Here is a 25,340-nt window from a genome sequence, read left to right on the forward strand (position 1 = left end):
TTTGACCTGTGTACCAATTCCCGATAAGTTGGAAATCCGCTGGAAGCTTTCTGGATGAGCGGCCTGCTCATCATATTTATGCAGTAATTGAGATTCCCTCTGAAGCAAGTCCTCAAACTTGTTTACCTGCGCGAAAGGATGAAAAAGAGGGCGAATGCGAGGTCCGCGTATGAAACGCTAACCCCGTCGCCATGCTCTTTCTGCGCCTGTGCGCCACGGTAAAGTTCAGTGGGAAGCCCGACGAGCCTGGGGAGGTTCACTGATATGTTGTACGATAAATCCCTTGAGAAGGATAACTGTGGTTTCGGCCTGATCGCCCACATAGAAGGCGAACCTAGCCACAAGGTAGTGCGTACTGCTATTCACGCACTGGCCCGTATGCAGCACCGTGGCGCCATCCTTGCCGATGGTAAAACCGGCGACGGTTGCGGCCTGCTGCTGCAAAAACCGGATCGTTTCTTCCGTATCGTAGCGGAAGAGCGCGGCTGGCGTTTAGCCAAAAACTACGCTGTCGGTATGCTGTTCCTGAATCAGGATCCTGAAAAAGCTGCCGCCTCACGCCGCATCGTTGAAGAAGAACTTCAGCGTGAAACCCTGTCGATCGTCGGCTGGCGCGATGTGCCAACCAACGAAGGGGTGCTCGGTGAAATCGCCCTCTCCTCGCTGCCTCGTATTGAACAGATTTTTGTCAATGCGCCTGCGGGCTGGCGTCCGCGTGATATGGAACGCCGTCTGTTTATCGCCCGCCGCCGCATTGAAAAACGTCTTCTGGATGATAAAGAGTTCTACGTCTGTAGCCTCTCTAACCTTGTGAACATCTATAAAGGTCTGTGTATGCCGGCTGACCTGCCGCGCTTCTACCTGGACCTGGCGGACCTGCGTCTGGAATCGGCCATTTGCCTGTTCCACCAGCGCTTCTCCACCAACACCGTTCCACGCTGGCCGCTGGCGCAGCCGTTCCGCTACCTGGCGCATAACGGCGAGATCAACACCATCACCGGCAACCGCCAGTGGGCCCGCGCCCGTACCTATAAATTCCAGACACCGCTGATCCCGGACCTGCACGATGCCGCGCCGTTCGTGAACGAAACCGGCTCGGACTCCAGCTCCATGGATAACATGCTGGAACTGCTGCTGGCGGGCGGGATGGACATCGTGCGCGCCATGCGTCTGCTCGTGCCACCGGCCTGGCAGAACAACCCGGATATGGACCCTGAGCTGCGCGCGTTCTTCGACTTTAACTCCATGCACATGGAGCCGTGGGACGGCCCGGCGGGCATCGTTATGTCCGACGGTCGTTTTGCCGCCTGTAACCTGGACCGTAACGGTCTGCGTCCGGCACGCTACGTCATTACCAAAGACAAGCTCATCACCTGTGCCTCTGAAGTCGGGATCTGGGATTACCAGCCTGACGAAGTGGTCGAGAAAGGCCGCGTCGGTCCGGGCGAGCTGATGGTGATCGACACCCGCGGTGGGCGTATTCTGCATTCCGCCGAAACCGACAACGATCTGAAGAGCCGCCATCCGTACAAAGAGTGGATGGAGAAAAACGTGCGTCGTCTGGTGCCGTTTGAAGATCTGTCGGACGAAGAAGTGGGCAGCCGCGAGCTGGACGATGACACCCTCGCGAGCTTCCAGAAGCAGTTTAACTACAGCGCGGAAGAGCTGGACTCGGTTATCCGCGTGCTCGGTGAAAACGGTCAGGAAGCGGTCGGCTCAATGGGTGACGATACCCCGTTCGCCGTGCTCTCCAGCCAGCCACGCATTATTTACGACTATTTCCGTCAACAGTTTGCGCAGGTCACCAACCCGCCAATCGATCCGCTGCGCGAAGCACACGTCATGTCGCTGGCCACCAGCATTGGCCGTGAGATGAACGTATTCTGTGAAGCCGAAGGCCAGGCGCACCGTCTGACCTTTAAATCACCGATCCTGCTGTACTCCGATTTCAAACAGCTCACCACCATGACCGAGGAGCACTATCGCGCCGACACGCTCGATATCACCTTCGACGTGACCGAAACGAGCCTCGAAGAGACGGTGAACGCGCTGTGCGATAAAGCCGAGCAGATGGTGCGTAACGGCACCGTTCTGCTGGTGCTGTCTGACCGCAACATCGCGAAAAACCGTCTGCCAGTGCCTGCACCCATGGCGGTGGGGGCTATCCAGACGCGTCTGGTGGACAAGAGCCTGCGCTGCGATGCCAACATCATCGTTGAAACCGCGAGCGCGCGCGACCCGCACCACTTTGCGGTGCTGTTAGGCTTTGGCGCCACGGCAATCTACCCGTATCTGGCCTACGAAACGCTGGCCCGCCTGGTGGATACCCGCGCGATCGACAAAGACTACCGTGCTGTGATGCTGAACTACCGTAACGGCATCAACAAAGGTCTGTACAAAATCATGTCCAAAATGGGCATCTCGACCATCGCCTCTTACCGCTGCTCGAAGCTGTTTGAAGCGGTCGGCCTGCATGACGACGTTGCCAACCTCTGCTTCCAGGGCGTGATCAGCCGTATCGGCGGCGCCGGTTTTGCTGACTTCCAGCAGGATCTGGTGAACCTGTCGAAGCGCGCCTGGCTGGCACGTAAGCCGCTGGAACAGGGCGGTCTGCTGAAATATGTCCACGGGGGTGAGTATCACGCTTATAACCCGGACGTGGTGCGCACGCTGCAACAGGCGGTGCAGAGCGGCGAGTACAGCGATTATCAGCAGTATGCAGAGCTGGTGAACAACCGTCCGGCAGCGACGCTGCGCGATCTCATTGCCCTCAATCCAGGTGATGAAGCGGTCAGCATTGACGAGGTTGAGCCCGCGTCTGAGCTGTTCAAACGTTTCGACACCGCGGCGATGTCTATCGGCGCGCTGAGCCCGGAAGCCCACGAAGCGCTGGCGGAAGCCATGAACAGCATCGGCGGCAACTCCAACTCCGGCGAAGGCGGTGAAGATCCGGCCCGCTATGGCACCAATAAAGTGTCCCGTATTAAGCAGGTGGCGTCCGGTCGCTTTGGCGTAACGCCTGCGTACCTGGTTAACGCCGACGTGATTCAGATTAAAGTCGCGCAGGGTGCGAAACCGGGTGAAGGCGGTCAGCTGCCGGGTGATAAAGTCACCCCGTACATCGCCAAACTGCGCTATTCGGTGCCGGGCGTAACGCTGATCTCCCCGCCGCCGCACCACGATATTTACTCTATCGAGGACCTGGCGCAGCTGATTTTTGACCTGAAGCAGGTCAACCCGAAGGCAATGATCTCCGTGAAGCTGGTTTCCGAACCGGGCGTTGGCACCATTGCCACCGGCGTGGCGAAAGCCTATGCGGATCTGATCACCATCGCCGGTTACGACGGCGGCACCGGCGCAAGCCCGCTCTCCTCCGTGAAATACGCGGGTTGTCCGTGGGAGCTCGGCCTGGTGGAAACCCAGCAGGCGCTGGTCGCTAACGGCCTGCGTCACAAGATCCGTTTGCAGGTGGACGGCGGACTGAAAACCGGCCTCGACATCATCAAAGCGGCGATTCTGGGAGCGGAAAGCTTCGGCTTTGGTACCGGCCCGATGGTTGCGCTCGGCTGTAAATACCTGCGTATTTGCCACCTGAACAACTGTGCAACGGGCGTTGCTACCCAGGACGAAAAGCTGCGTAAGAATCACTACCACGGCCTGCCGTTCAAAGTGACCAACTACTTTGACTTCATCGCCCGTGAAACCCGCGAGCTGATGGCGCAGCTGGGCGTTAAGCGTCTGGTAGACCTGATTGGCCGTACCGACCTGCTGAAGGAGCTTGAGGGCTTCACGGCCAAGCAGCAGAAGCTGGAGCTGTCTAAGCTGCTGGAAACCGCTCAGCCGCATCCTGGCAAAGCGGTTTACTGTACCGAGAACAACCCGCCGTTCGACAACGGCGTGCTGAACGCACAGCTGCTGCAACAGGCGAAGCCGTATGTGGATGAGAAGCAGAGCAAAACGTTCTGGTTCGATATCCGCAACACCGACCGTTCCGTGGGTGCGTCCCTCTCCGGTTACATCGCGCAAACGCACGGTGACCAGGGTCTGGCGTCGGATCCGATTACCGCGCACTTCAGCGGTACCGCGGGTCAGAGCTTCGGCGTGTGGAACGCAGGCGGGGTTGAGTTATACCTGACCGGCGATGCCAACGACTACGTCGGAAAAGGCATGGCGGGCGGTCTGCTGGCGGTGCGCCCTCCGGTTGGTTCAGCCTTCCGTAGCCATGAAGCGAGCATCATCGGCAATACCTGTCTGTACGGCGCAACTGGCGGTCGTCTGTTTGCCGCGGGCCGTGCGGGCGAACGTTTTGCGGTGCGTAACTCCGGCGCCATCACCGTGGTGGAAGGCATCGGCGATAACGGCTGTGAATACATGACGGGCGGAATTGTGTGCGTCCTGGGTAAAACCGGCGTGAACTTTGGCGCGGGCATGACGGGCGGTTTTGCCTATGTCCTGGATGAAGACGGTGAGTTCCGCAAACGCGTGAACCCGGAGCTGGTGGAAGTGCTGGACGTTGATACGCTGGCCATCCACGAAGAACACCTGCGCGGTTTAATTACCGAACACGTGCAGCATACCGGTTCTTCGCGCGGCGAAGAGATCCTGGCCAACTGGCCGGCGTTCTCTGCGAAATTCGCGCTGGTGAAGCCGAAGTCCAGCGATGTTAAAGCCCTGTTGGGTCACCGTAGTCGTAGCGCAGCAGAGCTGCGCGTGCAGGCGCAGTAAGGAATTCAGATGAGCCAGAACGTTTACCAGTTTATCGACCTTCAGCGTGTTGATCCGCCAAAGAAACCGCTGAAGATCCGTAAAATTGAATTTGTTGAAATCTATGAGCCGTTTTCAGAAGGCCAGGCCAAAGCACAGGCAGACCGCTGCCTGTCCTGCGGTAACCCTTACTGCGAATGGAAGTGTCCGGTCCATAACTACATCCCGAACTGGCTGAAGCTGGCCAACGAAGGGCGTATTTTTGAAGCCGCCGAGCTGTCTCATCAGACCAACACCCTGCCGGAAGTGTGCGGCCGCGTGTGCCCTCAGGATCGTCTGTGTGAAGGCTCCTGTACGCTGAACGACGAGTTTGGCGCGGTAACCATCGGCAACATCGAACGCTATATCAACGATAAAGCGTTCGAGATGGGCTGGCGCCCGGATATGACCGGTGTGCGTCAAACCGACAAGCGCGTAGCGATTATCGGCGCGGGCCCGGCAGGCCTGGCCTGTGCGGACGTGCTGACCCGTAACGGCGTGAAGGCGGTGGTCTTTGATCGCCACCCGGAGATTGGCGGCCTGCTGACCTTCGGTATCCCGGCCTTTAAGCTGGAAAAAGAGGTGATGACCCGCCGCCGCGAAATCTTCACCGGCATGGGCATTGAGTTCAAACTCAACACCGAAGTGGGCCGCGACGTGCAGCTCGACGACCTGCTGAAAGATTACGACGCCGTGTTCCTGGGCGTGGGCACTTATCAGTCCATGCGCGGTGGTCTGGAGAACGAAGATGCGCCAGGCGTGTACGACGCGCTGCCGTTCCTGATTGCGAATACCAAACAGCTAATGGGCTACGGCGAGACCGCCGATGAGCCGTTCGTCAGCATGGAAGGCAAACGCGTGGTGGTGCTGGGCGGCGGTGATACCGCGATGGACTGCGTGCGTACCTCCATTCGCCAGAATGCGGCGCATGTCATCTGTGCCTACCGTCGTGACGAAGAGAACATGCCGGGCTCTAAGCGCGAAGTGAAAAACGCACGTGAAGAGGGCGCCGAGTTCCAGTTCAACATCCAGCCTCTGGGTATTGAAGTGAATGCCAACGGTAAAGTGAGCGGCGTGAAGATGGCGCGCACGGAGATGGGTGCGCCAGATGCGAAAGGCCGTCGTCGCGCGGAGATCGTGGCCGGTTCTGAACACGTGATCCCGGCTGACGCCGTGGTGATGGCGTTTGGTTTCCGTCCTCACAGTATGGAGTGGCTGGCGAAGCACAGCGTAGAGCTGGACTCTCAGGGTCGCATAATTGCGCCAGAAGGCAGCGATAACGCGTTCCAGACCAGCAACCCGAAAATCTTCGCCGGTGGCGACATCGTTCGCGGCTCTGACCTGGTGGTCACGGCGATTGCCGAAGGCCGTAAAGCGGCTGACGGGATCATGAACTTCCTGGAAGTGTAAGAGACAAGCCGGATGGACATCCCATCCGGCTTTTTTATGCGGTTAACAGGCTGGCCCGGACTTTCACCACGGCTTTTTTAATTTCCCCCTCCGATTCAACAAGACATCCCGGCTTATGCGGCTCACCCGGCATAAAGACCACGAACATACCAGGCTTTAATACAATGGATTGTTCATCATTGATGTGGCGGCAAAGCTGATAATCTTCTGCGCTATGCATTTCTTCACACGCCCGCGCGGACCCCATAACCCCAAAAAAGATGCGTTCTTCTCCAGCGAGCAGAAGCTGAATATCAATATACTGTGCGTGCAGTTCCGCCTTTTTCTGCTTCGGCTCTTGCGTGGCAAACTGCATCACGTTCATAAAGATATCCGTGCCCTGGAGTTCATAATGACCAGGGCGTTTCTCTTCTGGCCGTGCCGCCACGGCCAGCGTGAGGGCATTGATCAGAACCCCGGTCAGGCCAGATGTCGCCAGCGACTGCAACTCTCCCAGCATCATAACGCGTCTCCATGTGCTAACAACGCCGCACCTAACAGCCCGGCATCGTGGCGATAGTGTGCAGGCCGAAGTGCGGCCTGATAGACGGCGGGCTCCCGCGACAGATACGCCTCCACGAGCCCCAGATACCCCTCTGCCAGCCCCACGCTGCCTCCAATAACTACAATCTGGCAATCAGTCACGGCTTTGACATCGGCAATAAGACGCGCCAGCGTCTGCGCTGAACGCGCAATCAGCGCCTGTGCCTGTGGATTACCTTGCGCTGCAAGGCTGAATATCGCTTTCGAATCCAGCCCGGACAATACGCCTTCTGCCTGAGCAGCGATGCCGCGCCCCGAGGCGATAGCCTCAACGCACCCTCTTCGCCCGCAGCCACAACGCGGACCGGCGGGATCGGCCAGCGTGTGACCCAGATGTCCAGCCAGACCGCCGCTGCCCGTTTGCAGTGTTCGATTGAGGACCACGCCACCACCGACACCGGTTGAGACGGTCAGAAAGACCATATCGTCATCATCCGGCAAGGCGCAGAACTCAGCCCAGGCGGCGGCCTGCGCGTCGTTGATCGCCATCACCGGCAGATCGGTTATTCCCGAGAGAAATTCCACCAGTGGAAATTCCGCCAGCCCGCCCAGATTAGACGGATTAATGGAGGTCAAAATACCGTTGTGAATGATCCCGGTTGATGCCACCGCGACCCGCGTTGCCTGCGCCGTAAAGGGTGCAATCAGCGTTTGTAGCGCAGCCTGCAACGCCTCCGGCGTCTGGCTGGCAGGCGTCTGACACTCGCGACGGGCAGTAATGGTCTGCCCCTCCACGCACGCAGCCGCGAGTTTGGTGCCGCCAATATCAATAGCCAGGGTTGTCATTTCACCGCCTCGCGCTGCTGTCTTCTGGTTTAGCAATGACATCAGCTTATCCTTTGTGTTTGATCAGACCGCTTTTACTGGCACCAAAAGGGAGTGCGCCACTCAGCGGTTTACCGTCAATAGCATCATGCGTACGCAGGGCTTCTGGCCTGATCCAGCGCTGAACGCGGGAGGGCATATCCAGACCAATAAGCAAGATCACCACAAACGTCAGGCCAAAGGAGAGCGACCCCAGGGCCGTGCCCAGCGCCATATCCTGCGACAGCAGCGCGCCAATCACCGGGGCAATCGCGCCGCCCAACGCGCCAACGTTGTAGGTAAAGCCCAGACCCGCCGCACGCTGGTCGGTATCGAAATAGCCGCCGATGAGTTTGGGTAAGATCCCGGAGATCCCCTGCCCCAGCATCTGCTGGAAAAAGAGTAACAAGCCCAACCCCCAGACATTGGCGCCGCCAATCGCAAAGACGGGAACAATCAGGAGCTGTGAGGCCAACAGGCTACAGACATAGGCCTTGCGGGTGCCAAGCCAGTCACCGAGAAAACCACCTACGCAGCAGCCTACCGCCGCGCCGAAGCCGCTAAAGAACAGCACCTTCGCCACCGTTGACGGATCATAGGCCAGGTCGGTTTTCAGATAAGTGGGTAATAGCGCCTGAATCGGCCAGGAGTAGAGAAAGGCGAAGAGCACGACAACCATCAACGTGACGCCCGTCGGCCAGCGTTTGCCGCTGCTTTGCACCATAAAGCTGATAAAGACGATGGCGCACAGCAGGCCGAGAATAACGACCAGCCCCGCGTTGTTGAGTTCGCCTGCAAAACAGAACCACAGCGCCGTACCGGCAAACAGCGTCATCGCCATATTCATGACGCGGTATTTGCCGCGATACAGAATATCAACCATGGTGCGCACCGGGGCTTTGCCTTCGTGCTTCGCTTTCCAGTCCTCAGCTTCCGGAATATTTTTCCGCAGCCACAGGGCAAAGACGATGGGCAGAATGCCGATAAAGAACAGCGCCCGCCAGCCCCAGACGGGCACGACAAGGCTGTAGACCTGGGCCGCAACCACGGCGCCGACGGAGAAACCGGAAATCAGAAAACCACTCGCCTTGTTGCGCAAGTGCTTTGGCCAGCTTTCAATCACATAGGTTGCGCTGGAGCCATATTCCCCCGCCATCCCCATGCCTATCACCATGCGGGCGATAAACAGGGTGACGTAACCCGGCGCAAAACCGCAGGCCAGCGTACCGCAGGAAAAGAGCACGATGCTGGTGATCATCGCCAGCTTGCGGCCATAGCGATCGCCCATGGCGCCCAGCAGCAGGCCGCCGAACCAGCGCGATATAAAGGCCGCCGAAATCAAGCTCGCCGCTTCCACTGTCGTCAGGGCAAACTCGCTTTTTATTTCTGTCAGGACTAAGGCTATCAATACAAAATCGAAGCCATCAAGCAGATATCCCAGCCAGGCGGCGGAGAAGGCGCGCCACTGAGGACGGGTAAGATGGCGGTACCACGGGATGCTTTGGGTAGACTTACTCATTTCACTCTCCCGACGATTTCTCTGTCGTTTTGCCGGATGACGGCTGCGCCCCCGGCGATGTGTTAGCGTTTTTCCGCCATTAGCTGCTCCGCCAGCGCTTTCAGCGCTGGCACGAATTTTTCATCCACAGGGGCAAACGGCTTACGGCACAGCGGCACGGATACCACGTCCATATAGTGCAGAACCGTTTTCAGACCACGGAACACCCCGGCTTTAATCAGCAGATCGATCACCGTGTTGCATTCGCTTTGCAGGCGCTGTGCGGTGGCGTTATCCCCTTCACGAACCGCTTTAGCGATCGCCTGGTAGCGCCAGCCCATAATGTTGTAGGTGCTGCCGATCCCCCCGTCCGCGCCGGCCAGCAGGCCGGAGGCGAAGATCTCGTCATAGCCGTTGTAGAGCACCAGATCCGGATGTTCGCGACGGATCTGCTCCATCTGGAAGAGATCGCCGGAGGTTTGCTTCAGCGCGCCGACGCCGGGCAGCGTTACCAGCGTGTTGATCTGATCCAGGCTTAACTTCACGCCGCTTAACGCCGGGATGTTATAGACCACCATCGGCAGACCATCCGCCGAATCAATAATTGCACGGTAATGATCGCAATGTTCTTCAAAGCTAAAGGGATAGTAAAACGGTGTGACGGCGGATACAGCGTCAAAACCGACGCGGGCGGCGGCCATGGCTAACTGCTGGCTTTCCGCCGTGCTGACGCAGCCAACATGGGCGATGAGCGTGATTTTCCCCTTCGCCTCTTCCGCCACAATCTCCATCACCTGCTCCCGTTCCGAAAGGCTCTGTACAAAGGCCTCTCCCGTTGAACCGCCGACGTACAGCCCATCGATACCCTGTTCAATATTGAACCGCACCAGACGGCGCAGGCTTTCTTTATCCAGCATCTGCTCAGAGTTAAACGGGGTCAGGAGTGCGGCCATTACGCCGCGTAATTGCGTTGCCATAGTTACCTCAATCGATCGTGTGTTTGTTATAACGACATACCTTTATACCTGTTATACCAGATCAATTAAGCAGCAGTAGAATACAGAACGCTTATATTGCGATCTGCTTCACTAAAGGATCGTTATTTTTTGGCTTTTGAATGCTGGCCGAAAGCGTGCCAGGTGGCGGAGACGCTGTTAAGGTGAGTTTGCAACGCCCGATCCGCTTCATCGGGATCGCGGCGGCGGATCGCATCCACAATTGCGATATGCTGGCGATAGCTGACTTCATTATGCTGATAAAGCTCTGCGTCCGGCACTTTAGGACGCGCCGCAATTAACCAGTCAAGCAGCGCAACGTGGATCGCATTGAAGATCGGATTGCCGGGGATCTCCGCCAGCACGCGGTGAAAATCGACATCGGAACGAATAAATAGCGTGTTGTCATCCAGGGACTGGCTGTTGATCTCCAGGGCTTTTGTGAGCTGCGCAATCTGATCGTCAGTGGCATATTCTGCGGCATAACGAACAAGGCTGGATTCAAAGAACAGGCGAAGCTGCTCGAAATGGGCAATACCGCCGGGCTGGGTCAGAAAGTCTTTCGCCATTCCCGACAATTCACTGATGATGGTATCGGCAGACGGCATGGTTACGCGGGCACGTTCACCGTTGTTAATCTGCACCAGCCCTTTACGCTTTAGCGCCGCCAGCGCTTCGCGCACCGAGGGGCGACCCACGTTGAAGAACTCCATCAGTTCGCGCTCGGAGGGTAACTGCTCTCCCTGGGCAAATTCCTTCCGACGGATCATCTGCTCCAGCTCTTCTTCCACCATATCAGACAGTTTTTTGCGCGCCAGCGGCCGACGGCGCAGGCTGCGACCAATGGTTTCATCAGAGTTTTCAGCTTTAAGATCAGTCGGTTTCATTGCAGTCCGGTGCCATTGAAGGAAAACAGTTCATCATAACACAGGAAATTAGAGGGGGCGAAAAGGGACCGAAAGCAAAACAGGCCCGTCGGGCCTGTTTGTTTATTTCACAACGCGCAGTGCGGGACGACCACCACGTGGTGGTGGCTCGTCATCCGGATCGGTGTCGTCATTATGATCGGGTTTATCGCCATCGATGACAGACATTACCGTGTCGCTTTCGCGTTCATCGGATGCCTCATCATCATTCAGGCTGGCAACCTCTTCATCATAAGCCGCTTCCGGCTCAAACATGGTGCCCGCACCGTTTTCACGGGCGTAGATAGCCAGCACAGCTGCCAGCGGCACGGAAACCTGACGCGGCACGCCGCCGAAGCGCGCATTAAAGCGCACTTCGTCGTTCGCCAGCTCCAGGTTACCCACTGCGCGTGGCGCAATATTCAGTACAATCTGCCCGTCGCGCGCGTATTCCATTGGAACCAGCACGCCCGGCAACGTCACATCCACAACCAGGTGCGGCGTGAGCTGGTTATCCAGCAGCCATTCATAGAAGGCGCGCAGCAGATACGGACGGCGTGGTGAAAGTTGTGACATTTCCACAGTCATTAGCCTCGGCCGAGACGCATTTCACGTTCCGGTTCAGTTAAGGATGCCAGGAAAGAGTCGCGCTCAAAGACGCGAGTCATGTAGCCTTTCAGCTCTTTCGCGCCAGGGCCGCTGAACTCTACGCCCAGGGTTGGCAGACGCCACAGCAACGGAGCCAGGTAGCAATCCACCAGGCTGAACTCGTCGCTCAGGAAGAAAGGCTTTTGACCAAATACCGGCGCAATCGCCAGCAGCTCTTCACGCAGCTGTTTACGTGCAGCATCCGCTTCAGAAGAGGAACCGTTGACGATAACGTTCATCAGCGAGTACCAGTCTTTCTCGATACGCTGCATGTACAGGCGGCTTTCACCACGCGCAACAGGATAAACAGGCATCAGCGGCGGATGCGGGAAACGCTCATCCAGGTATTCCATAATGATACGGGATTCCCACAGGGTCAGCTCGCGATCCACCAGCGTCGGTACGCTTTGGCTCGGGTTGAGATCGATCAGATCCTGAGGCGGGTTATCCTTTTCCACATGCTCGATCTCAAAACTGACACCCTTCTCGGCCAGCACGATACGAACCTGATGGCTATAAATGTCAGTAGGACCAGAAAACAGCGTCATTACCGAACGTTTGTTGGCAGCGACAGCCATGAAAACCTCCAGGTATATTCAGAATTTTTACTGCTACCAGCCCAACGGGGCCAGCCAGATGATGTATCGCCCATCCCAGAGAAGACACATTGTTCAAGAATCGAACAAAAATCGAGTATTCACCGATATTTGGGCAGAAAATTGGATGATAGTTTACCAGATTTTGATGGCTTTGTGGTGAGGGGATTCCGGAAATGTGGAAAAAGAGAAGATATATGAAATGTTACTGTGGATAACCTGCGCATTATCCATAAAAAAACCCGCCGAAGCGGGTTTTTCGCCAATCGTTCTGCGTAAGCAGAATGGATTAACGTTTGGAGAACTGTGGACGACGACGTGCTTTACGCAGACCCACTTTCTTACGTTCAACCTGACGAGCGTCACGAGTAACGAAGCCAGCTTTACGCAGTTCAGAACGCAGGGATTCGTCGTACTCCATCAGCGCGCGGGTGATACCGTGACGGATCGCACCTGCCTGACCGGAGATACCACCACCTTTAACGGTGATGTACAGATCCAGTTTTTCTACCATATCAACCAGTTCCAGCGGCTGGCGAACTACCATGCGGGCAGTTTCGCGACCGAAGTATTGTTCCAGAGAACGCTGGTTGATTACGATTTTACCACTGCCCGGTTTGATGAAAACGCGAGCTGCGGAACTTTTGCGGCGACCAGTGCCGTAGTATTGATTTTCAGCCATTGCCTATAATCCCGATTAGATGTCAAGAACTTGCGGTTGCTGTGCCGCGTGGTTGTGCTCGTTGCCTGCGTAAACTTTCAGTTTACGGAACATAGCACGACCCAGCGGGCCTTTTGGCAGCATGCCTTTAACCGCGATTTCAATCACACGCTCAGGACGGCGGGCAATCATCTCTTCAAAGGTCGCTTCTTTGATACCACCGATGTGGCCGGTGTGGTGGTAGTACATTTTGTCAGTACGCTTGTTGCCGGTAACAGCAACTTTGTCAGCGTTCAGAACGATGATGTAATCACCGGTATCAACGTGCGGAGTGTATTCCGCTTTATGCTTACCGCGCAGGCGACGAGCCAGTTCAGTAGCCAGACGGCCCAGAGTTTTACCGGTCGCGTCAACAACATACCAGTCGCGCTGTACGGTTTCTGGTTTAGCTGTAAAAGTTTTCATTAAAAGCTTACCCAAATAATAAGTTACACGTTGGTGAACACCCAAACGTTTAGTCAGTTGAGGTTCACACGACAAAGTCCGGCAAACCTACCCCTTCGAATAGCACATGCCGACACATAGAAAGTTTCGGGAAAAAAACCTTCTCGTAACGTGGGGTCGCAAGATTATAGAGAAGTTGAGGTCAAAGATCGACCCTTAAATGTGATTTGGAATGGGTTTTTCGGGGTCAGGTATTGTGCGGTCTGGTGCCCTCACCCCCAGCCCCTCTCCCACGGGGAGAGGGGAGCATTTATTACGGCATATGCTCACGCTTGAGGTACTCTTCGCTCTGCATCTCTTGCAGGCGCGACAGGCAGCGCTGGAACTCAAACTTCAGGCGCTCGCCCTGATAAACCTCATATAAAGGCACCTCGGCGCTGACCACCAGCTTAACGTGGCGCTCGTAAAACTCATCTACCAGCGCGATGAAGCGGCGCGCTTCGCTCTCCATGAGTGGGGTCATAACGGGCACATCCCACAACATAACGGTATGGAACAGACGCGAAAGTGCAATGTAGTCATGCTGGCTGCGGGCGTCCACGCAGAGCGTTGCAAACGAGACGGCCAGCGTCTGGTTTTCTACGCCAAGCGTAGGCAACGGACGATGATTAATCTCCAGCGCTGGCGCGTTATCCCGCGGCGCTCCCGCCAGCGCCAGCCACAGTTTATCCATCTCGCGGGCTGTGTCGGCGTTCAACGGCGAAAGCCACAGGTGTGCCTGCGTTAATGTGCGCAGTCGATAATCGACGCCGGCATCGACGTTCATGATGTCGCAGTGCTGTTTGATAGCATCAATGGCCGGCAGGAAACGCGCCCGCTGGAGACCATTGCGATAAAGCTCATCCGGCGGGATATTGGAGGTCGCCACCAGAGTGATCCCACGCGCAAACAGCGCTTTCATGAGGCCCCCCAACAGCATGGCATCCGTAATATCGGAAACAAAGAACTCGTCGAAGCAGAGCACGTCCGTTTCCGCCTTAAAGCGATCGGCCACAATGTCCAGCGGGTCGGTTTCGCCCTGGAGCGCCGTCAGCTCTTCATGGACCCGCAGCATAAAACGGTGAAAGTGCAGGCGCTGCTTACGCGTGCCGGGCAGGCTCTGGTAGAACATGTCCATCAGCCAGGTCTTACCCCGCCCAACGCCGCCCCACATATATAAGCCACGAACCGGTGCGTTCACCGTGGGCTCTTTTTTGCCCAGTAAACGGCCGAATGCCGCCTTCAGCCCACTGCTCTGCACCGCATCGGCGGGTTTCGCCAGAAGTTCCTGATAAATCGTGTCCAGGCGGTTAACCGCTTCACGCTGGACATCATCCGGCTGGTGTGTGCCCTCGCTCAGGGCCAGTTGGTAACGCGATGAAGGGGACAGGTTTTGCATGATGTTGTTGTTATTCCTTTAGTTAAACCTCACCAGCGCGCGTGGCTGATGAAAAAAAGGCCGTTCTACACTACGCGATGATACGTCAGGATTCCACTTCTGCGGAAATAGCGGTTATAGTGGCATAATCAGGCACAGGCAGGAGCCGAGCCAACACCCTACGGAACAACAAGACAACGGGAGAAGTTCATGACCTGGGAATATGCGCTAATCGGTTTAGTCGTCGGCATCATCATTGGTGCTGTGGCCATGCGTTTCGGTAACCGCAAATTGCGTCAGCAGCAGTCACTGCAATACGAACTGGAAAAGAACAAAGCCGAACTGGAAGAATATCGCGAAGAGCTGGTCAGCCACTTTGCCCGTAGCGCTGAGCTGCTGGACAACATGGCGACAGATTATCGCCAGCTCTACCAGCACATGGCGAAAAGCTCCAGCAGCCTGCTGCCGGAAATGACCGCGGAGACCAACCCCTTCCGCAATCGTCTGGCTGATTCTGAAGCCGGTAACGATCAGGCTCCGGTTCAGATGCCACGCGACTATTCAGACGGCGCGTCCGGCCTGCTGCGCGGTGGCGTAAAACGCGATTAATCGCACAACCTGAATAAATTTTACGGGCGCACCTTATGCGCCCGTCCTTTCTTCCCGTCCCCAGCTATTATTTAGTCAAACACCTCATTGTTCAGCGGTTGAAAATTCAATAACATCAAGATGTTTTTGGGGCCGTTCTTTTTCATTCCAGGATACGAGAGTCAGCATCAATGAAGAAAAAAAACCAGCTGTTGAGCGCCTTAGCGTTAAGTGTCGGGTTATCTCTCTCGGCGTCCTTCCCCGCCAGTGCGGCACTGCCTTCGCAGGTGCCTGGACAAGAAGCCATTCCCAGCCTTGCGCCGATGCTTGAAAAAGTCCTGCCTGCGGTAGTCAGCGTTCAGGTGGAAGGGACGGCACGCCAAAGCCAGCGTATTCCTGAAGAGCTGAAGAAATATTTTGGCGAAGACGCGCCGGATCAGCAGGCTCAGCCGTTTGAAGGCCTGGGCTCAGGGGTGATTATCGACGCGGCTAAGGGCTATATCCTGACCAATAACCACGTGATCAGCCAGGCCGATAAAATCAGCGTTCAGCTGAACGATGGTCGGGAGTTTGACGCCAAACTGATCGGCGGTGACGATCAGAGTGATATCGCCCTGCTACAGGTGCAAAACCCCAGCAACCTGACCCAGATCGCCATTGCAGATTCCGATAAGCTGCGCGTCGGTGATTTTGCCGTCGCGGTCGGTAACCCGTTCGGTTTAGGCCAGACCGCCACCTCCGGGATTGTCTCCGCCCTGGGGCGCAGCGGCCTGAATCTCGAAGGGCTGGAAAACTTCATCCAGACCGATGCCTCCATCAACCGGGGCAACTCCGGCGGTGCGCTGCTTAATCTGAACGGTGAGCTGATCGGCATCAACACCGCTATCCTCGCGCCAGGCGGCGGCAGCATCGGGATTGGTTTTGCCATTCCGAGTAACATGGCGAAAACCCTGTCTCAACAGCTGATTCAGTTTGGCGAGGTTAAGCGCGGTCTGCTGGGCATCAAAGGCATGGAGATGAGCGCCGATATCGCCAAAGCCTTTAAGCTCAACGTCCAGCGCGGGGCGTTTGTCAGCGAAGTGCTGCCCAACTCAGGCTCTGCGAAAGCGGGCGTGAAATCCGGCGACATTATTGTCAGCCTGAACGATAAACCGCTGAGCAGCTTCGCTGAATTACGATCACGTATTGCCACCACGGAGCCGGGCGCTAAAGTGAAGCTGGGCCTGATCCGCGAGGGCAAACCACTGACCGTGGAAGTGACGCTGGACAAGAGCACCTCCTCTTCCGCCAGCGCAGAACAGATCTCCCCGGCTCTACAGGGCGCTACGCTGAGCGACGGTCAGCTTAAAAACGGCACGAAAGGCATTACCGTCACTACCGTTGAGAAGAGCAGCCCGGCCGCGCAGGCAGGTTTACATCAGGACGACGTGATCGTGGGCGTGAACCGCACTCGCGTGCAGTCTATTGCCGAAATGCGTAAGGTGCTGGAGAGTAAACCGGCGGTCATTGCCCTGCAAATTATCCGTGGCAACGACACCCTCTACATTTTACTGCGTTAACCATTTGCGACTCCGGACATCGCCGCTGCGTGTGATGTCCGGATAACTCATGTTATGCTGCAAACCGTTCCTTTTTTAACGACACACGCATCATGCTTTTAAAGCTCTTTCGTTCAATTGTCATTGGTTTGATCGTTGCCGGTCTGCTGCTGGTGGCTATGCCATCTTTACGCCAGTTCAACAAACTGTCGGCTCCTCAGTTCGACAGCACGGATGAAACGCCTGCGACGTACAATCAGGCGGTACGCCGTGCCGCCCCCGCCGTGGTTAACGTCTATAACCGCGGGCTTAACAGTTCCGCTCATAACCAGCTGGAGATCCGCACGCTCGGTTCCGGTGTGATCATGGATGACCGGGGCTACATCATCACCAATAAACACGTCATTAACGATGCCGACCAGATTATCGTCGCCTTACAGGATGGCCGCGTGTTTGAAGCCCTGCTGGTGGGGTCGGACAGCCTGACCGATCTGGCGGTGCTGAAGATCAACGCCACGGGCGGTCTGCCGACTATCCCGATTAATCGCAAACGCACGCCGCACATCGGCGATGTGGTGCTGGCGATCGGTAACCCGTACAACCTGGGCCAGACCATCACTCAGGGGATCATCAGCGCGACCGGTCGAATCGGCCTGAACCCGTCAGGGCGGCAGAACTTCCTGCAAACCGATGCCTCAATCAACCACGGTAACTCCGGCGGTGCTCTGGTGAACTCTCTGGGCGAACTGATGGGCATTAACACCCTCTCATTCGACAAGAGCAACGACGGAGAAACGCCGGAAGGGATTGGCTTTGCCATTCCGTTCCAGCTGGCGACCAAGATCATGGACAAGCTAATCCGTGATGGCCGCGTGATCCGTGGCTACATCGGTATTGGCGGGCGTGAAATCGCGCCGATGCATACGCAGGGCGGTGGTATCGATCAGATCCAGGGGATTGTGGTCAACGAAGTGGCGCCTGGCGGCCCGGCGGCCAACGCAGGTATCCAGGTGAACGACGTTATCCTTTCCGTCAACGGTACGCCAGCGGTCTCTGCGCTGGAAACCATGGACCAGGTGGCTGAGATTCGCCCGGGCTCCATCATCCCTGTTGAAGTCATGCGTAATGACAAGAAGCTGACGATTCAGGTCACCATCCAGGAATACCCGGCCACTAACTGACGGGCATAAAAAAACGGAGCTTAACGCTCCGTTTTTTTTACCGGGATAAGATCACTTGTTAACGAATTCTTCGCCCAGCGTAATGTCTTTCTTCAGCGTATCCAGCATGCCTTCCATCGCGTTTTGCTCAAACGCGCTCAGCGTGCCGATAGACTTACGCTCTTCAACACCGTTTTTACCCAGCAGCAGCGGCTGAGAGAAGAAGCGCGCGTGTTCACCGTCGCCTTCAACATAGGCGCATTCAACAACGCCTTTTTCGCCCTGCAACGCGCGAACCAGAGACAGGCCGAAGCGTGCCGCCGCCTGGCCCATAGACAGGGTTGCAGAACCGCCACCCGCCTTCGCTTCCACCACTTCGGTGCCTGCGTTCTGAATACGTTTGGTCAGGTCAGCCACTTCCTGCTCGGTGAAGCTCACGCCCGGGATCTGCGACAGCAGAGGCAGGATGGTCACGCCAGAGTGACCGCCGATAACCGGCACTTCCACTTCCGTTGGCTGCTTGCCTTTCAGCTCAGCCACGAAGGTATTGGAGCGGATGATATCCAGCGTAGTTACGCCGAACAGTTTGTTCTTGTCGTAAACGCCCGCTTTCTTCAGCACTTCTGCTGCGATAGCAACGGTGGTGTTCACCGGGTTGGTGATGATCCCGATGCACGCTTTCGGGCAGGTTTCAGCGATCTGCTGAACCAGGTTTTTCACGATGCCCGCGTTGACGTTGAACAGGTCTGAACGATCCATACCCGGTTTACGCGCAACACCCGCGGAGATCAGCACCACGTCGGCACCCTGCAACGCAGGACGCGCATCTTCACCGGAGAAGCCTTTGATTTTCACAGCTGTCGGGATGTGGCTCAGGTCAACCGCCACACCTGGGGTTACCGGAGCAATATCGTACAGGGAGAGTTCTGAGCCTGAAGGCAGTTGGGTTTTCAGTAGTAGGGCAAGCGCCTGGCCGATACCACCAGCAGCGCCGAGGACTGCGACTTTCATCCTAAACTCCTTATTATGGTTAACTTAAGTATCTGTAACTCCGTTGCGGCGACCATAATTCAGCACGTCATTAATTACAATTTTCATCGCTAAAGAATTTGAGGTCGCACGTCTTTCGCCTTCACCTGAATACTATCGGGATGTAGGCAACAACGAATTAAGAGGGGGTTACAATACACCCTGCCACGCCACCAAAACAACATCATTTTGATAACATTTAATTTACTTTTAAGCTTATTTGCGCGGCGTGACCCAGGCATGTTTTCCGATAACGAAATCTGATAAAATCTCTCCCTTTCATAACATTATTTCAGCCTGGTGCCAGGTAGATAATTTGCATAAAAATTCATCCACATGCATAATAATGTTGTTTCTATCGTCATATTCCGGGTGACTTATGCGAAGCTCGTCTAAGCAAGAAGAATTAGTGAAGGCGTTTAAAGCGCTACTCAAAGAAGAGAAATTCAGTTCTCAGGGAGAAATTGTTCAGGCGTTGCAGGAACAAGGCTTCGACAACATCAACCAGTCGAAGGTCTCTCGCATGTTAACCAAGTTTGGTGCGGTGCGTACGCGCAACGCCAAAATGGAAATGGTTTATTGCCTGCCTGCTGAACTTGGCGTGCCAACGACCTCCAGCCCGCTGAAAAACCTGGTTCTGGACATCGACTATAACGATGCCGTGGTTGTGATCCACACCAGCCCGGGCGCAGCCCAGCTGATTGCCCGCCTGCTGGACTCGCTGGGTAAAGCAGAGGGGATCCTCGGGACCATCGCCGGCGATGACACCATTTTTACCACCCCGGCAAATGGTTTCTCGGTGAAAGACCTCTACGAAGCGATTCTGGTCCTGTTCGAACAGGAGCTGTAATTGTCTGCCCCGTAGCGCCTGGCTGCGGGGATCATTCTGCTGTTGCCGCGTTTTACCCTGCTTTTCTCTACCTGCTACTTTTGCAAATAGTGCTTTTTACCGCCTATTAACATTCATTCAGTGAATGATCTGCCGCAAAATCGCACAAAAAATCAAATTGCCCTATCCCTTTGATTTATACAAGAAAAAACTAAAAACCTCGCATTGTGACGCCCTTTTTTATGCATTCTCGTTATAAAAAATGAATTTTTTAACGCGTAATAACAGACGAAACCATTAGTCTGGTATTAATTTTTTGCGTGATTAGTGTATACTTGATTTTGTGATGAGGGTCACAGAACAAAGACCCCAGTAAAATAATTGACGAGGTAAATAATCATGAAAATTAAAACCACTGTAGCTGCCCTGAGCGTACTGTCAGTCCTGTCATTCGGTGCGTTTGCAGCCGACACCATTAATGCTGAACAGGCACAATCCCGTCAGGCTATCGGTACTGTTTCTGTTGGCGCCATCGGTACGTCTCCGATGGACATGCACGAAATGCTGAACAAAAAAGCGGAAGAACAGGGTGCGTCATCCTATCGCATCATCGAAGCGCGCAGTGGCGACCACTGGCACGCTACCGCAGAACTGTACAAATAAACCCTCGTCGTATCTCATCATACGACTTGCCCCTGACCTCCCGGTCAGGGGCTTTTTTATCACTGGCGCACGTTGAAACGCAGTTGCCCTTCCAGCTCCTCCTCCGCTTCATCAAACAATAAAATCAGTGCGCCAAAGCGTCTGCGTAGTTTTTCAGGCAGATGGGTAAATTCGATTTCCAGCGGTAACGGCAGACGATCGCCGGTAACCACATCCCACAGCATATCAAGATTGCTTACGCTGCCCCGCTCCAGGTCGAACGCCCGAATAAACTCGCGATAGAAGTCTTCCTGACTCTCAATTTCGTCAAAATCAAAGGTATAAATTTTCATTGCCAACCACCCGGTACAGGCGGGCGGCAAATGCCGCCCTGTCTATTATAATCCCCCGATATGCAGGGTTTTGACTTCCAGAAACTCCTCCAGCCCCAGCACGGACCCTTCGCGGCCCAGCCCGGACTCTTTTACGCCCCCAAACGGACCCAGCTCGGTCGAGACCGCACATTCGTTAATTCCGATCATGCCGCTCTCAATGGCCTGCGAGACGCGGAACACGCGCGAGAGATTCTGGGTATAAAAGTAGGCTGCCAGCCCGTAAGGCGTGTTGTTAGCGCGCATAACCACTTCGTCTTCCGACGTGAAGCGGAAGCAGGCGGCAACGGGACCAAAGGTCTCCTCTTCTGCCAGCTTCATGCCTTCATGGCAGTCACCGAGTACGGTTGGCATCCAGAAGTTGCCGCCAAGTTCGTGCGGTTTACCCCCAGCCAGCACCGTGGCCCCCTTCGCTACCGCATCTTCGACATGCTCTCGGACTTTCTCGACAGCCGAAGGCTCAATCAGCGGGCCGACAACGACGCCCTCGTCCAGACCGTTACCCACCTTCAGCGCCTTCACCGCATCGGCAAGTTGATTGACAAACTTGTCATAGACCGTCTCCTGAATATAGAAACGGTTTACGCTGACGCAGACCTGCCCGGCGTTACGGAACTTATTGGCGATCGCGCCTTTGACGGCGGCCTCAATATCCGCGTCCTCGAAAACGATATATGGCGCATTACCGCCCAGCTCCATCGATACCTTTTTCATGGTCTCTGCGGAATTGCGAACCAGCGTTTTCCCGACGGCGGTTGATCCGGTAAACGAGATTTTGCGCACGTCATGGCTGGCCATAATGGCGTCACTAATTTCTGAGGTGCTCCCCGCGACCGCATTCAGCACACCATCCGGCACACCGGCCTGCTTCGCCAGCGTCAGCAGCGCAAAGGCGCTCAGCGGCGTGTTGTTTGCAGGCTTGATGACGCCGGTACATCCTGCTGCCAGCGCCGGGCCGAGCTTACGGGTGAGCATGGCCATCGGGAAATTCCATGGCGTGATAGCAGCAACCACCCCGACAGGTTCACGAGTGGCCAGAATACGGGAGCCGGGTTTAACCGGAGGAATGATTTCACCGTTGGCGCGCTTGGCCTGCTCGGCAAACCACTGAATGAAGCTGGCAGCGTAGTCCACCTCACCCTCAGCCTCTTTCAGCGGCTTGCCCTGCTCGGTAGTCATCAGCCGCCCGAGCCAGCTTTTGTTCTCGATAATCAGTTCATACCAGCGATAGAGGATCGCGGAACGCTCTTTTGCCGTTTTTGCGCGCCATGCGGGAAAGGCCTTCGTCGCGGCCGCAATGGCCTCTTCGGTTTCGGCTTTCCCTGCTTTCGCCACTTTCGCGACCACCTCGCCCGTGGCCGGGTTTAGCACATCAAACGTGGTGTCGAGTGTTTTCCAGATACCGTTAACCAGATACCCGGTCTGAAAAAGAATACTGTCCTGAAGAGCCTGGGTTGTCATGTGTCCTCCCTTCCTGAATGTTTGAACCTGCAAGAATAAGTATAGCCACAAAAAAACCGACGCTTTTGGCGTCGGTTTTCTCTTCGTTAGCTGTCTGTCAGCGCATTCTGGTAGCGGTGCAGCATAAACACCAGCCGCTCTACCGGCTCGGTAACCTGCGGCGGCGCTTCCCAGATCCGCAGTTTCTCCTGGTAGATATCCAGTTCCTCCAGCAGTTGCTTAAAGTAGCGGCGACGTTTGTCATCACTCGATGCCGATATCACATGGTCCGCCGTTCGCCGTAGCTGGCGGTGGTAGGCGGACAAATCGTCGTTGATCGGCACTGGCGCGTTCCGCAGACGCTGGTGCGCGATAATCATGGTTAACGCCAGGCGGAAGCGGGCGACATCGCCCGGGAATTTATTCAGCAACAGGAACAGCTGCTGATAGAGCGCCGGCAGGTGGTTCTCCTTGCGCCGCGCGGTGTTGGTGGTTAAGGACGATACGGCGGCCGACACAAACTGATTCAGCAGCACGCGTCCTGTCCGCGCCTGAGAGTTATCCCGCACCAGCAGGATCACCATCATCGCCAGGAAACAGCCCACCAGCTGACCTAATGCGCTATCCAGGAACTGGCTGAAATGGAAAGTCATGGGGTTATCCAGCACGATGATGTTAATCGTGCTCGCCAGCGCACCCAACGATCCCAGACGGCGTTTTTGTACCTCAATTCCGATAAAGAACGCCATCACCGCCAGGCTGATGCAGAGCAAAAGCATGCTTTGCTGCGTCGAGGGGATAATCACCAGGAAGTAGAGCGCGCCAATGGGTAACGCCGCAATGGTGCCGTACAGAAAATCGATAGCGACCATGCGCGGGTTGGGCAGACGCATCGCCAGCGCGGTGACGACGGCAATCATCACCATCGCGCCGCTGCCGGACGTCCAGCCGGTCCACAGCCAGAACAGCGTGCCGAGTATACAGGCCAGGGTGGTACGCCAGAAGTTAACCATCGCATGGTGGCGCTCGGCGGACTCCGGTTTGATCACCACTTCGCCCTGTAACACCTCTTCTTCCGCCGCACTGATTTTGGTGTTGCTAATCACGCCGCGTTTCAGGAGCAGGTAACGCGTTGCGGCGCCAACCCAGGTATAAATGGTGACTGGCGTATCCCGTTCTCCTGTCCAGGCAATCACACGACGCATGCGTTTGAGCTGTCGATGCACGTCCTGCACCGTCTCCACGGGCTCATCAAACAGTTCGCGGAAAGTATCCGTTACCACTTCGGGGCGGGTGTTCTGAATCAGGTAGGTTTCACACGCCTGGGTGATCAGCGTTAGCGAGACGGTATTGATCGCTTTCAGACGACGATTGGCCCGCTCCCAGCGGGAAGACTCCATGTTGAGATTACTGCGCATCCCTTCCAGCGCCTGCGTGCGGCGCACCAGCGCGCTCCAGGCCTTGTCGACCTCTTCGCTGTCGCCGTGCTTAATGCACAGCTGCATAAGCTGGTACTGAGCAACAATCAGCGCGTCCAGCTCACGATCGACTTCCTGCTTGATGGATCGCGGAGAGAAGAGCAGATCTGCGACAATCGCGCAGACGATACCAATGACAATCTCGCTACAACGTTCGACGGCGAACTGCGGAGCAAGCAGCGGTTCACTCTGAATGGTGATGATAATAATCAGCGCGGTATATCCCGCCAGGCCCCAGGCGTACGAGTTCTCCACCTTCACCAGCGAAGAGACCCAGGTGCAAAAACCTGCCCAGATACAGCACACAATCAGCATCAGCAGCGGCGTGCGGATCATCAGGATGATAATGGTCAGAGCGGCGATACAGCCGATAAAGGTGCCGATAATACGCAGCATCCCGCGATAGCGAATTGCCCCGGAGTAAGGTTCGCCACCCGCCGCGAAGGCAGGACCGGCGGCGACGATCGCGGCGGTCAGAACGGCCCAGCGCGGTGTTTCAAGCTGGAAATGGAAGCCAACAAACAGCGCCAGCACAATGGCGCATGCCAGCTTCACGGCGAAGCGGATATGCTGGCTGGCGATGGAAAAAATGCCCATAGCGATCAACCAAACTCGCGCAGGCGATGGGCGATTTGACGGAAGATAGAATCCTGGCTGGCATCACGGTCTTTTTCACCTGTGATCACCACCGTCGCGGTGGTGCCTGCGGGCCAGAGGTTGCTCTGCTGCTCATCCAGACGAATGCGTACCGGTACGCGCTGCGCCAGGCGAACCCACTCGAGGTTAGAATCGACGGTCGCCATCCCTTTTGTATCATTGGTACTGCTGGAGTTGGTCACCCCCGCGGCCACGCTGTCCACGGTTCCCTTCAGGACCCGGTTGCTGCCGAGCGGCGTGATTTCGGCGCGATAGCCCGGACGCACGCCTTCCAGCTTGGTCTCTTCCATATAGGCGAGGACGTAGAAGGAGTTCTGTTTCACCAGCGCCACGGCAGTTGAGCCGCGCGTGATAAACTCACCCGCATAGACGTTGAGGTTGGTCACCCAGCCATCGGACGGCGCGCGGATAACGGTACGTTCCAGATCGAGCTTCGCCAGATCGCGCGTCGCCTGCGCTTTTGCCAGCTGATGCAGCACGGTTTGCAGCACGTTATTAGACTGGTCAATCTCTTCCCGGGACATAGCCTGGATGCCCAGCTTGTTACGGCGACCTGCTTCACGGCGTTTTTCAGCGGCCAGCGCGTTGTAATACGCCACGTCGGCTTCCGCTTCTTCCAGCGCTTTTTGATAGCGCGGCTGGTCGATGGTGAACAGCACCTGATCTTTTTTCACCAGTTGGTTATCGTGGACGTTGACCGCCGTAATGAGACCGGCGACATCGGGCGCTATCGCGACCACCTCCGCGCTGAAACGCGCATCGCGCGTCCACGGGGATTCGGTGTAATAAACCCAGGCGCGAAAAATAGCGATGAACGCCAGGATGACCAGCGCCATAGTGATGGCAGTGCGGGAGATTTTTCTTGTTAGCGTTTTCACATCAAC

At 56.1% G+C, this 25,340-nt stretch carries 22 protein-coding genes; 7 read left to right on the plus strand and 15 right to left on the minus strand.

All coding sequences use genetic code 11. The annotated features are described in order from the left end of the window. Positions 1 to 264 precede the first annotated feature (264 nt). Together gltB and gltD are read left to right on the plus strand one after the other, a co-directional pair. Positions 265 to 4,725, plus strand: a complete 4,461-nt coding sequence (gltB, locus tag RS584_RS20690; RefSeq protein ID WP_045334237.1) for a glutamate synthase large subunit — start codon at positions 265 to 267, stop codon at positions 4,723 to 4,725. A 9-nt stretch (positions 4,726 to 4,734) separates the two neighbouring features. Then, on the plus strand, positions 4,735 to 6,153 hold the full coding sequence (gltD, locus tag RS584_RS20695) for a glutamate synthase subunit GltD (protein ID WP_315748572.1): 1,419 nt from the start codon (positions 4,735 to 4,737) through the stop codon (positions 6,151 to 6,153). A gap of 34 nt (positions 6,154 to 6,187) precedes the next feature. Here gltD and nanQ read toward each other — a convergent pair whose 3' ends face one another. From nanQ to zapE, 10 genes are all read right to left on the minus strand, one after another. Then, positions 6,188 to 6,655 (minus strand): N-acetylneuraminate anomerase, encoded by a 468-nt coding sequence (nanQ, locus tag RS584_RS20700; protein ID WP_047054290.1) that lies wholly within the window; start codon positions 6,653 to 6,655, stop codon positions 6,188 to 6,190. After that, the gene (nanK, locus tag RS584_RS20705) at positions 6,652 to 7,521 is read right to left on the minus strand and encodes an N-acetylmannosamine kinase (protein ID WP_032645685.1); all 870 of its coding nucleotides are present in this window, start codon (positions 7,519 to 7,521) and stop codon (positions 6,652 to 6,654) included. The genes nanQ and nanK overlap by 4 nt, the downstream gene beginning before the upstream one ends. Positions 7,522 to 7,567: 46 nt before the next feature. After that, positions 7,568 to 9,058 (minus strand): MFS transporter, encoded by a 1,491-nt coding sequence (locus RS584_RS20710; protein WP_315748574.1) that lies wholly within the window; start codon positions 9,056 to 9,058, stop codon positions 7,568 to 7,570. 62 nt (positions 9,059 to 9,120) lie between these two features. Continuing rightward, on the minus strand, positions 9,121 to 10,014 hold the full coding sequence (nanA, locus tag RS584_RS20715) for an N-acetylneuraminate lyase (RefSeq protein ID WP_015572001.1): 894 nt from the start codon (positions 10,012 to 10,014) through the stop codon (positions 9,121 to 9,123). A 122-nt stretch (positions 10,015 to 10,136) separates the two neighbouring features. Further along, entirely contained in the window at positions 10,137 to 10,919 is a 783-nt protein-coding gene (gene nanR / locus RS584_RS20720; RefSeq protein WP_017382717.1) for a transcriptional regulator NanR, read from the minus strand. Between the two features lie 102 nt (positions 10,920 to 11,021). After that, complete coding sequence (sspB, locus tag RS584_RS20725; protein ID WP_026080566.1) at positions 11,022 to 11,519, minus strand: ClpXP protease specificity-enhancing factor; 498 nt, start codon at positions 11,517 to 11,519, stop codon at positions 11,022 to 11,024. Positions 11,520 to 11,524: 5 nt separating this feature from the next. Continuing rightward, positions 11,525 to 12,163: a stringent starvation protein SspA gene (gene sspA / locus RS584_RS20730; RefSeq protein WP_003860438.1), complete on the minus strand. Its 639-nt coding sequence runs from the start codon at positions 12,161 to 12,163 to the stop codon at positions 11,525 to 11,527. Between the two features lie 307 nt (positions 12,164 to 12,470). Next, a complete protein-coding gene (gene rpsI, locus RS584_RS20735) occupies positions 12,471 to 12,863 on the minus strand; it encodes a 30S ribosomal protein S9 (RefSeq protein ID WP_003860436.1) in 393 nt (130 codons plus the stop codon). A gap of 15 nt (positions 12,864 to 12,878) precedes the next feature. Continuing rightward, complete coding sequence (rplM, locus tag RS584_RS20740) at positions 12,879 to 13,307, minus strand: 50S ribosomal protein L13 (protein ID WP_003860434.1); 429 nt, start codon at positions 13,305 to 13,307, stop codon at positions 12,879 to 12,881. Between the two features lie 292 nt (positions 13,308 to 13,599). After that, positions 13,600 to 14,724, minus strand: a complete 1,125-nt coding sequence (zapE, locus tag RS584_RS20745) for a cell division protein ZapE (RefSeq protein ID WP_017693899.1) — start codon at positions 14,722 to 14,724, stop codon at positions 13,600 to 13,602. 189 nt (positions 14,725 to 14,913) lie between these two features. Between zapE and zapG the strand changes: the two genes are divergently transcribed. From zapG to degS, 3 genes are all read left to right on the plus strand, one after another. Further along, the gene (zapG, locus tag RS584_RS20750; protein ID WP_003860432.1) at positions 14,914 to 15,312 is read left to right on the plus strand and encodes a Z-ring associated protein ZapG; all 399 of its coding nucleotides are present in this window, start codon (positions 14,914 to 14,916) and stop codon (positions 15,310 to 15,312) included. A 170-nt stretch (positions 15,313 to 15,482) separates the two neighbouring features. Beyond that, positions 15,483 to 16,850 carry a serine endoprotease DegQ gene (gene degQ / locus RS584_RS20755; protein WP_015572006.1) on the plus strand — a complete coding sequence of 456 codons (1,368 nt, stop codon included), beginning with the start codon at positions 15,483 to 15,485 and terminating at the stop codon, positions 16,848 to 16,850. A gap of 92 nt (positions 16,851 to 16,942) precedes the next feature. Beyond that, positions 16,943 to 18,010, plus strand: coding sequence for an outer membrane-stress sensor serine endopeptidase DegS (gene degS / locus RS584_RS20760; protein WP_003860430.1), 1,068 nt, complete (start codon positions 16,943 to 16,945; stop codon positions 18,008 to 18,010). A 51-nt stretch (positions 18,011 to 18,061) separates the two neighbouring features. Here the strand turns inward: degS and mdh are convergent, their stop codons facing one another. Continuing rightward, positions 18,062 to 19,000, minus strand: coding sequence for a malate dehydrogenase (mdh, locus tag RS584_RS20765; protein WP_003860429.1), 939 nt, complete (start codon positions 18,998 to 19,000; stop codon positions 18,062 to 18,064). Positions 19,001 to 19,397: 397 nt separating this feature from the next. On the opposite strand from mdh, the gene argR reads away from it, so the two are divergent. Both argR and yhcN read left to right on the plus strand, forming a co-directional pair. Beyond that, entirely contained in the window at positions 19,398 to 19,868 is a 471-nt protein-coding gene (gene argR / locus RS584_RS20770) for a transcriptional regulator ArgR (protein WP_003860428.1), read from the plus strand. 378 nt (positions 19,869 to 20,246) lie between these two features. Next, entirely contained in the window at positions 20,247 to 20,510 is a 264-nt protein-coding gene (gene yhcN / locus RS584_RS20775) for a peroxide/acid stress response protein YhcN (protein ID WP_006812160.1), read from the plus strand. 59 nt (positions 20,511 to 20,569) lie between these two features. Here yhcN and RS584_RS20780 read toward each other — a convergent pair whose 3' ends face one another. From RS584_RS20780 to aaeA, 4 genes are all read right to left on the minus strand, one after another. After that, positions 20,570 to 20,842 (minus strand): barstar family protein, encoded by a 273-nt coding sequence (locus RS584_RS20780; RefSeq protein ID WP_003860424.1) that lies wholly within the window; start codon positions 20,840 to 20,842, stop codon positions 20,570 to 20,572. A gap of 45 nt (positions 20,843 to 20,887) precedes the next feature. Beyond that, entirely contained in the window at positions 20,888 to 22,342 is a 1,455-nt protein-coding gene (locus tag RS584_RS20785) for an NAD-dependent succinate-semialdehyde dehydrogenase (protein WP_022649558.1), read from the minus strand. Positions 22,343 to 22,428: 86 nt separating this feature from the next. After that, positions 22,429 to 24,396, minus strand: coding sequence for a p-hydroxybenzoic acid efflux pump subunit AaeB (aaeB, locus tag RS584_RS20790; protein WP_015572008.1), 1,968 nt, complete (start codon positions 24,394 to 24,396; stop codon positions 22,429 to 22,431). A gap of 5 nt (positions 24,397 to 24,401) precedes the next feature. Beyond that, positions 24,402 to 25,334 carry a p-hydroxybenzoic acid efflux pump subunit AaeA gene (gene aaeA, locus RS584_RS20795; protein ID WP_017382713.1) on the minus strand — a complete coding sequence of 311 codons (933 nt, stop codon included), beginning with the start codon at positions 25,332 to 25,334 and terminating at the stop codon, positions 24,402 to 24,404. Positions 25,335 to 25,340 lie beyond the last annotated feature (6 nt).

It is taken from the genome of Enterobacter sp. DTU_2021_1002640_1_SI_PRY_ASU_LCPMC_013 (assembly GCF_032389435.1).
Classification (GTDB): Bacteria; Pseudomonadota; Gammaproteobacteria; order Enterobacterales; family Enterobacteriaceae; genus Enterobacter; species Enterobacter hormaechei_C.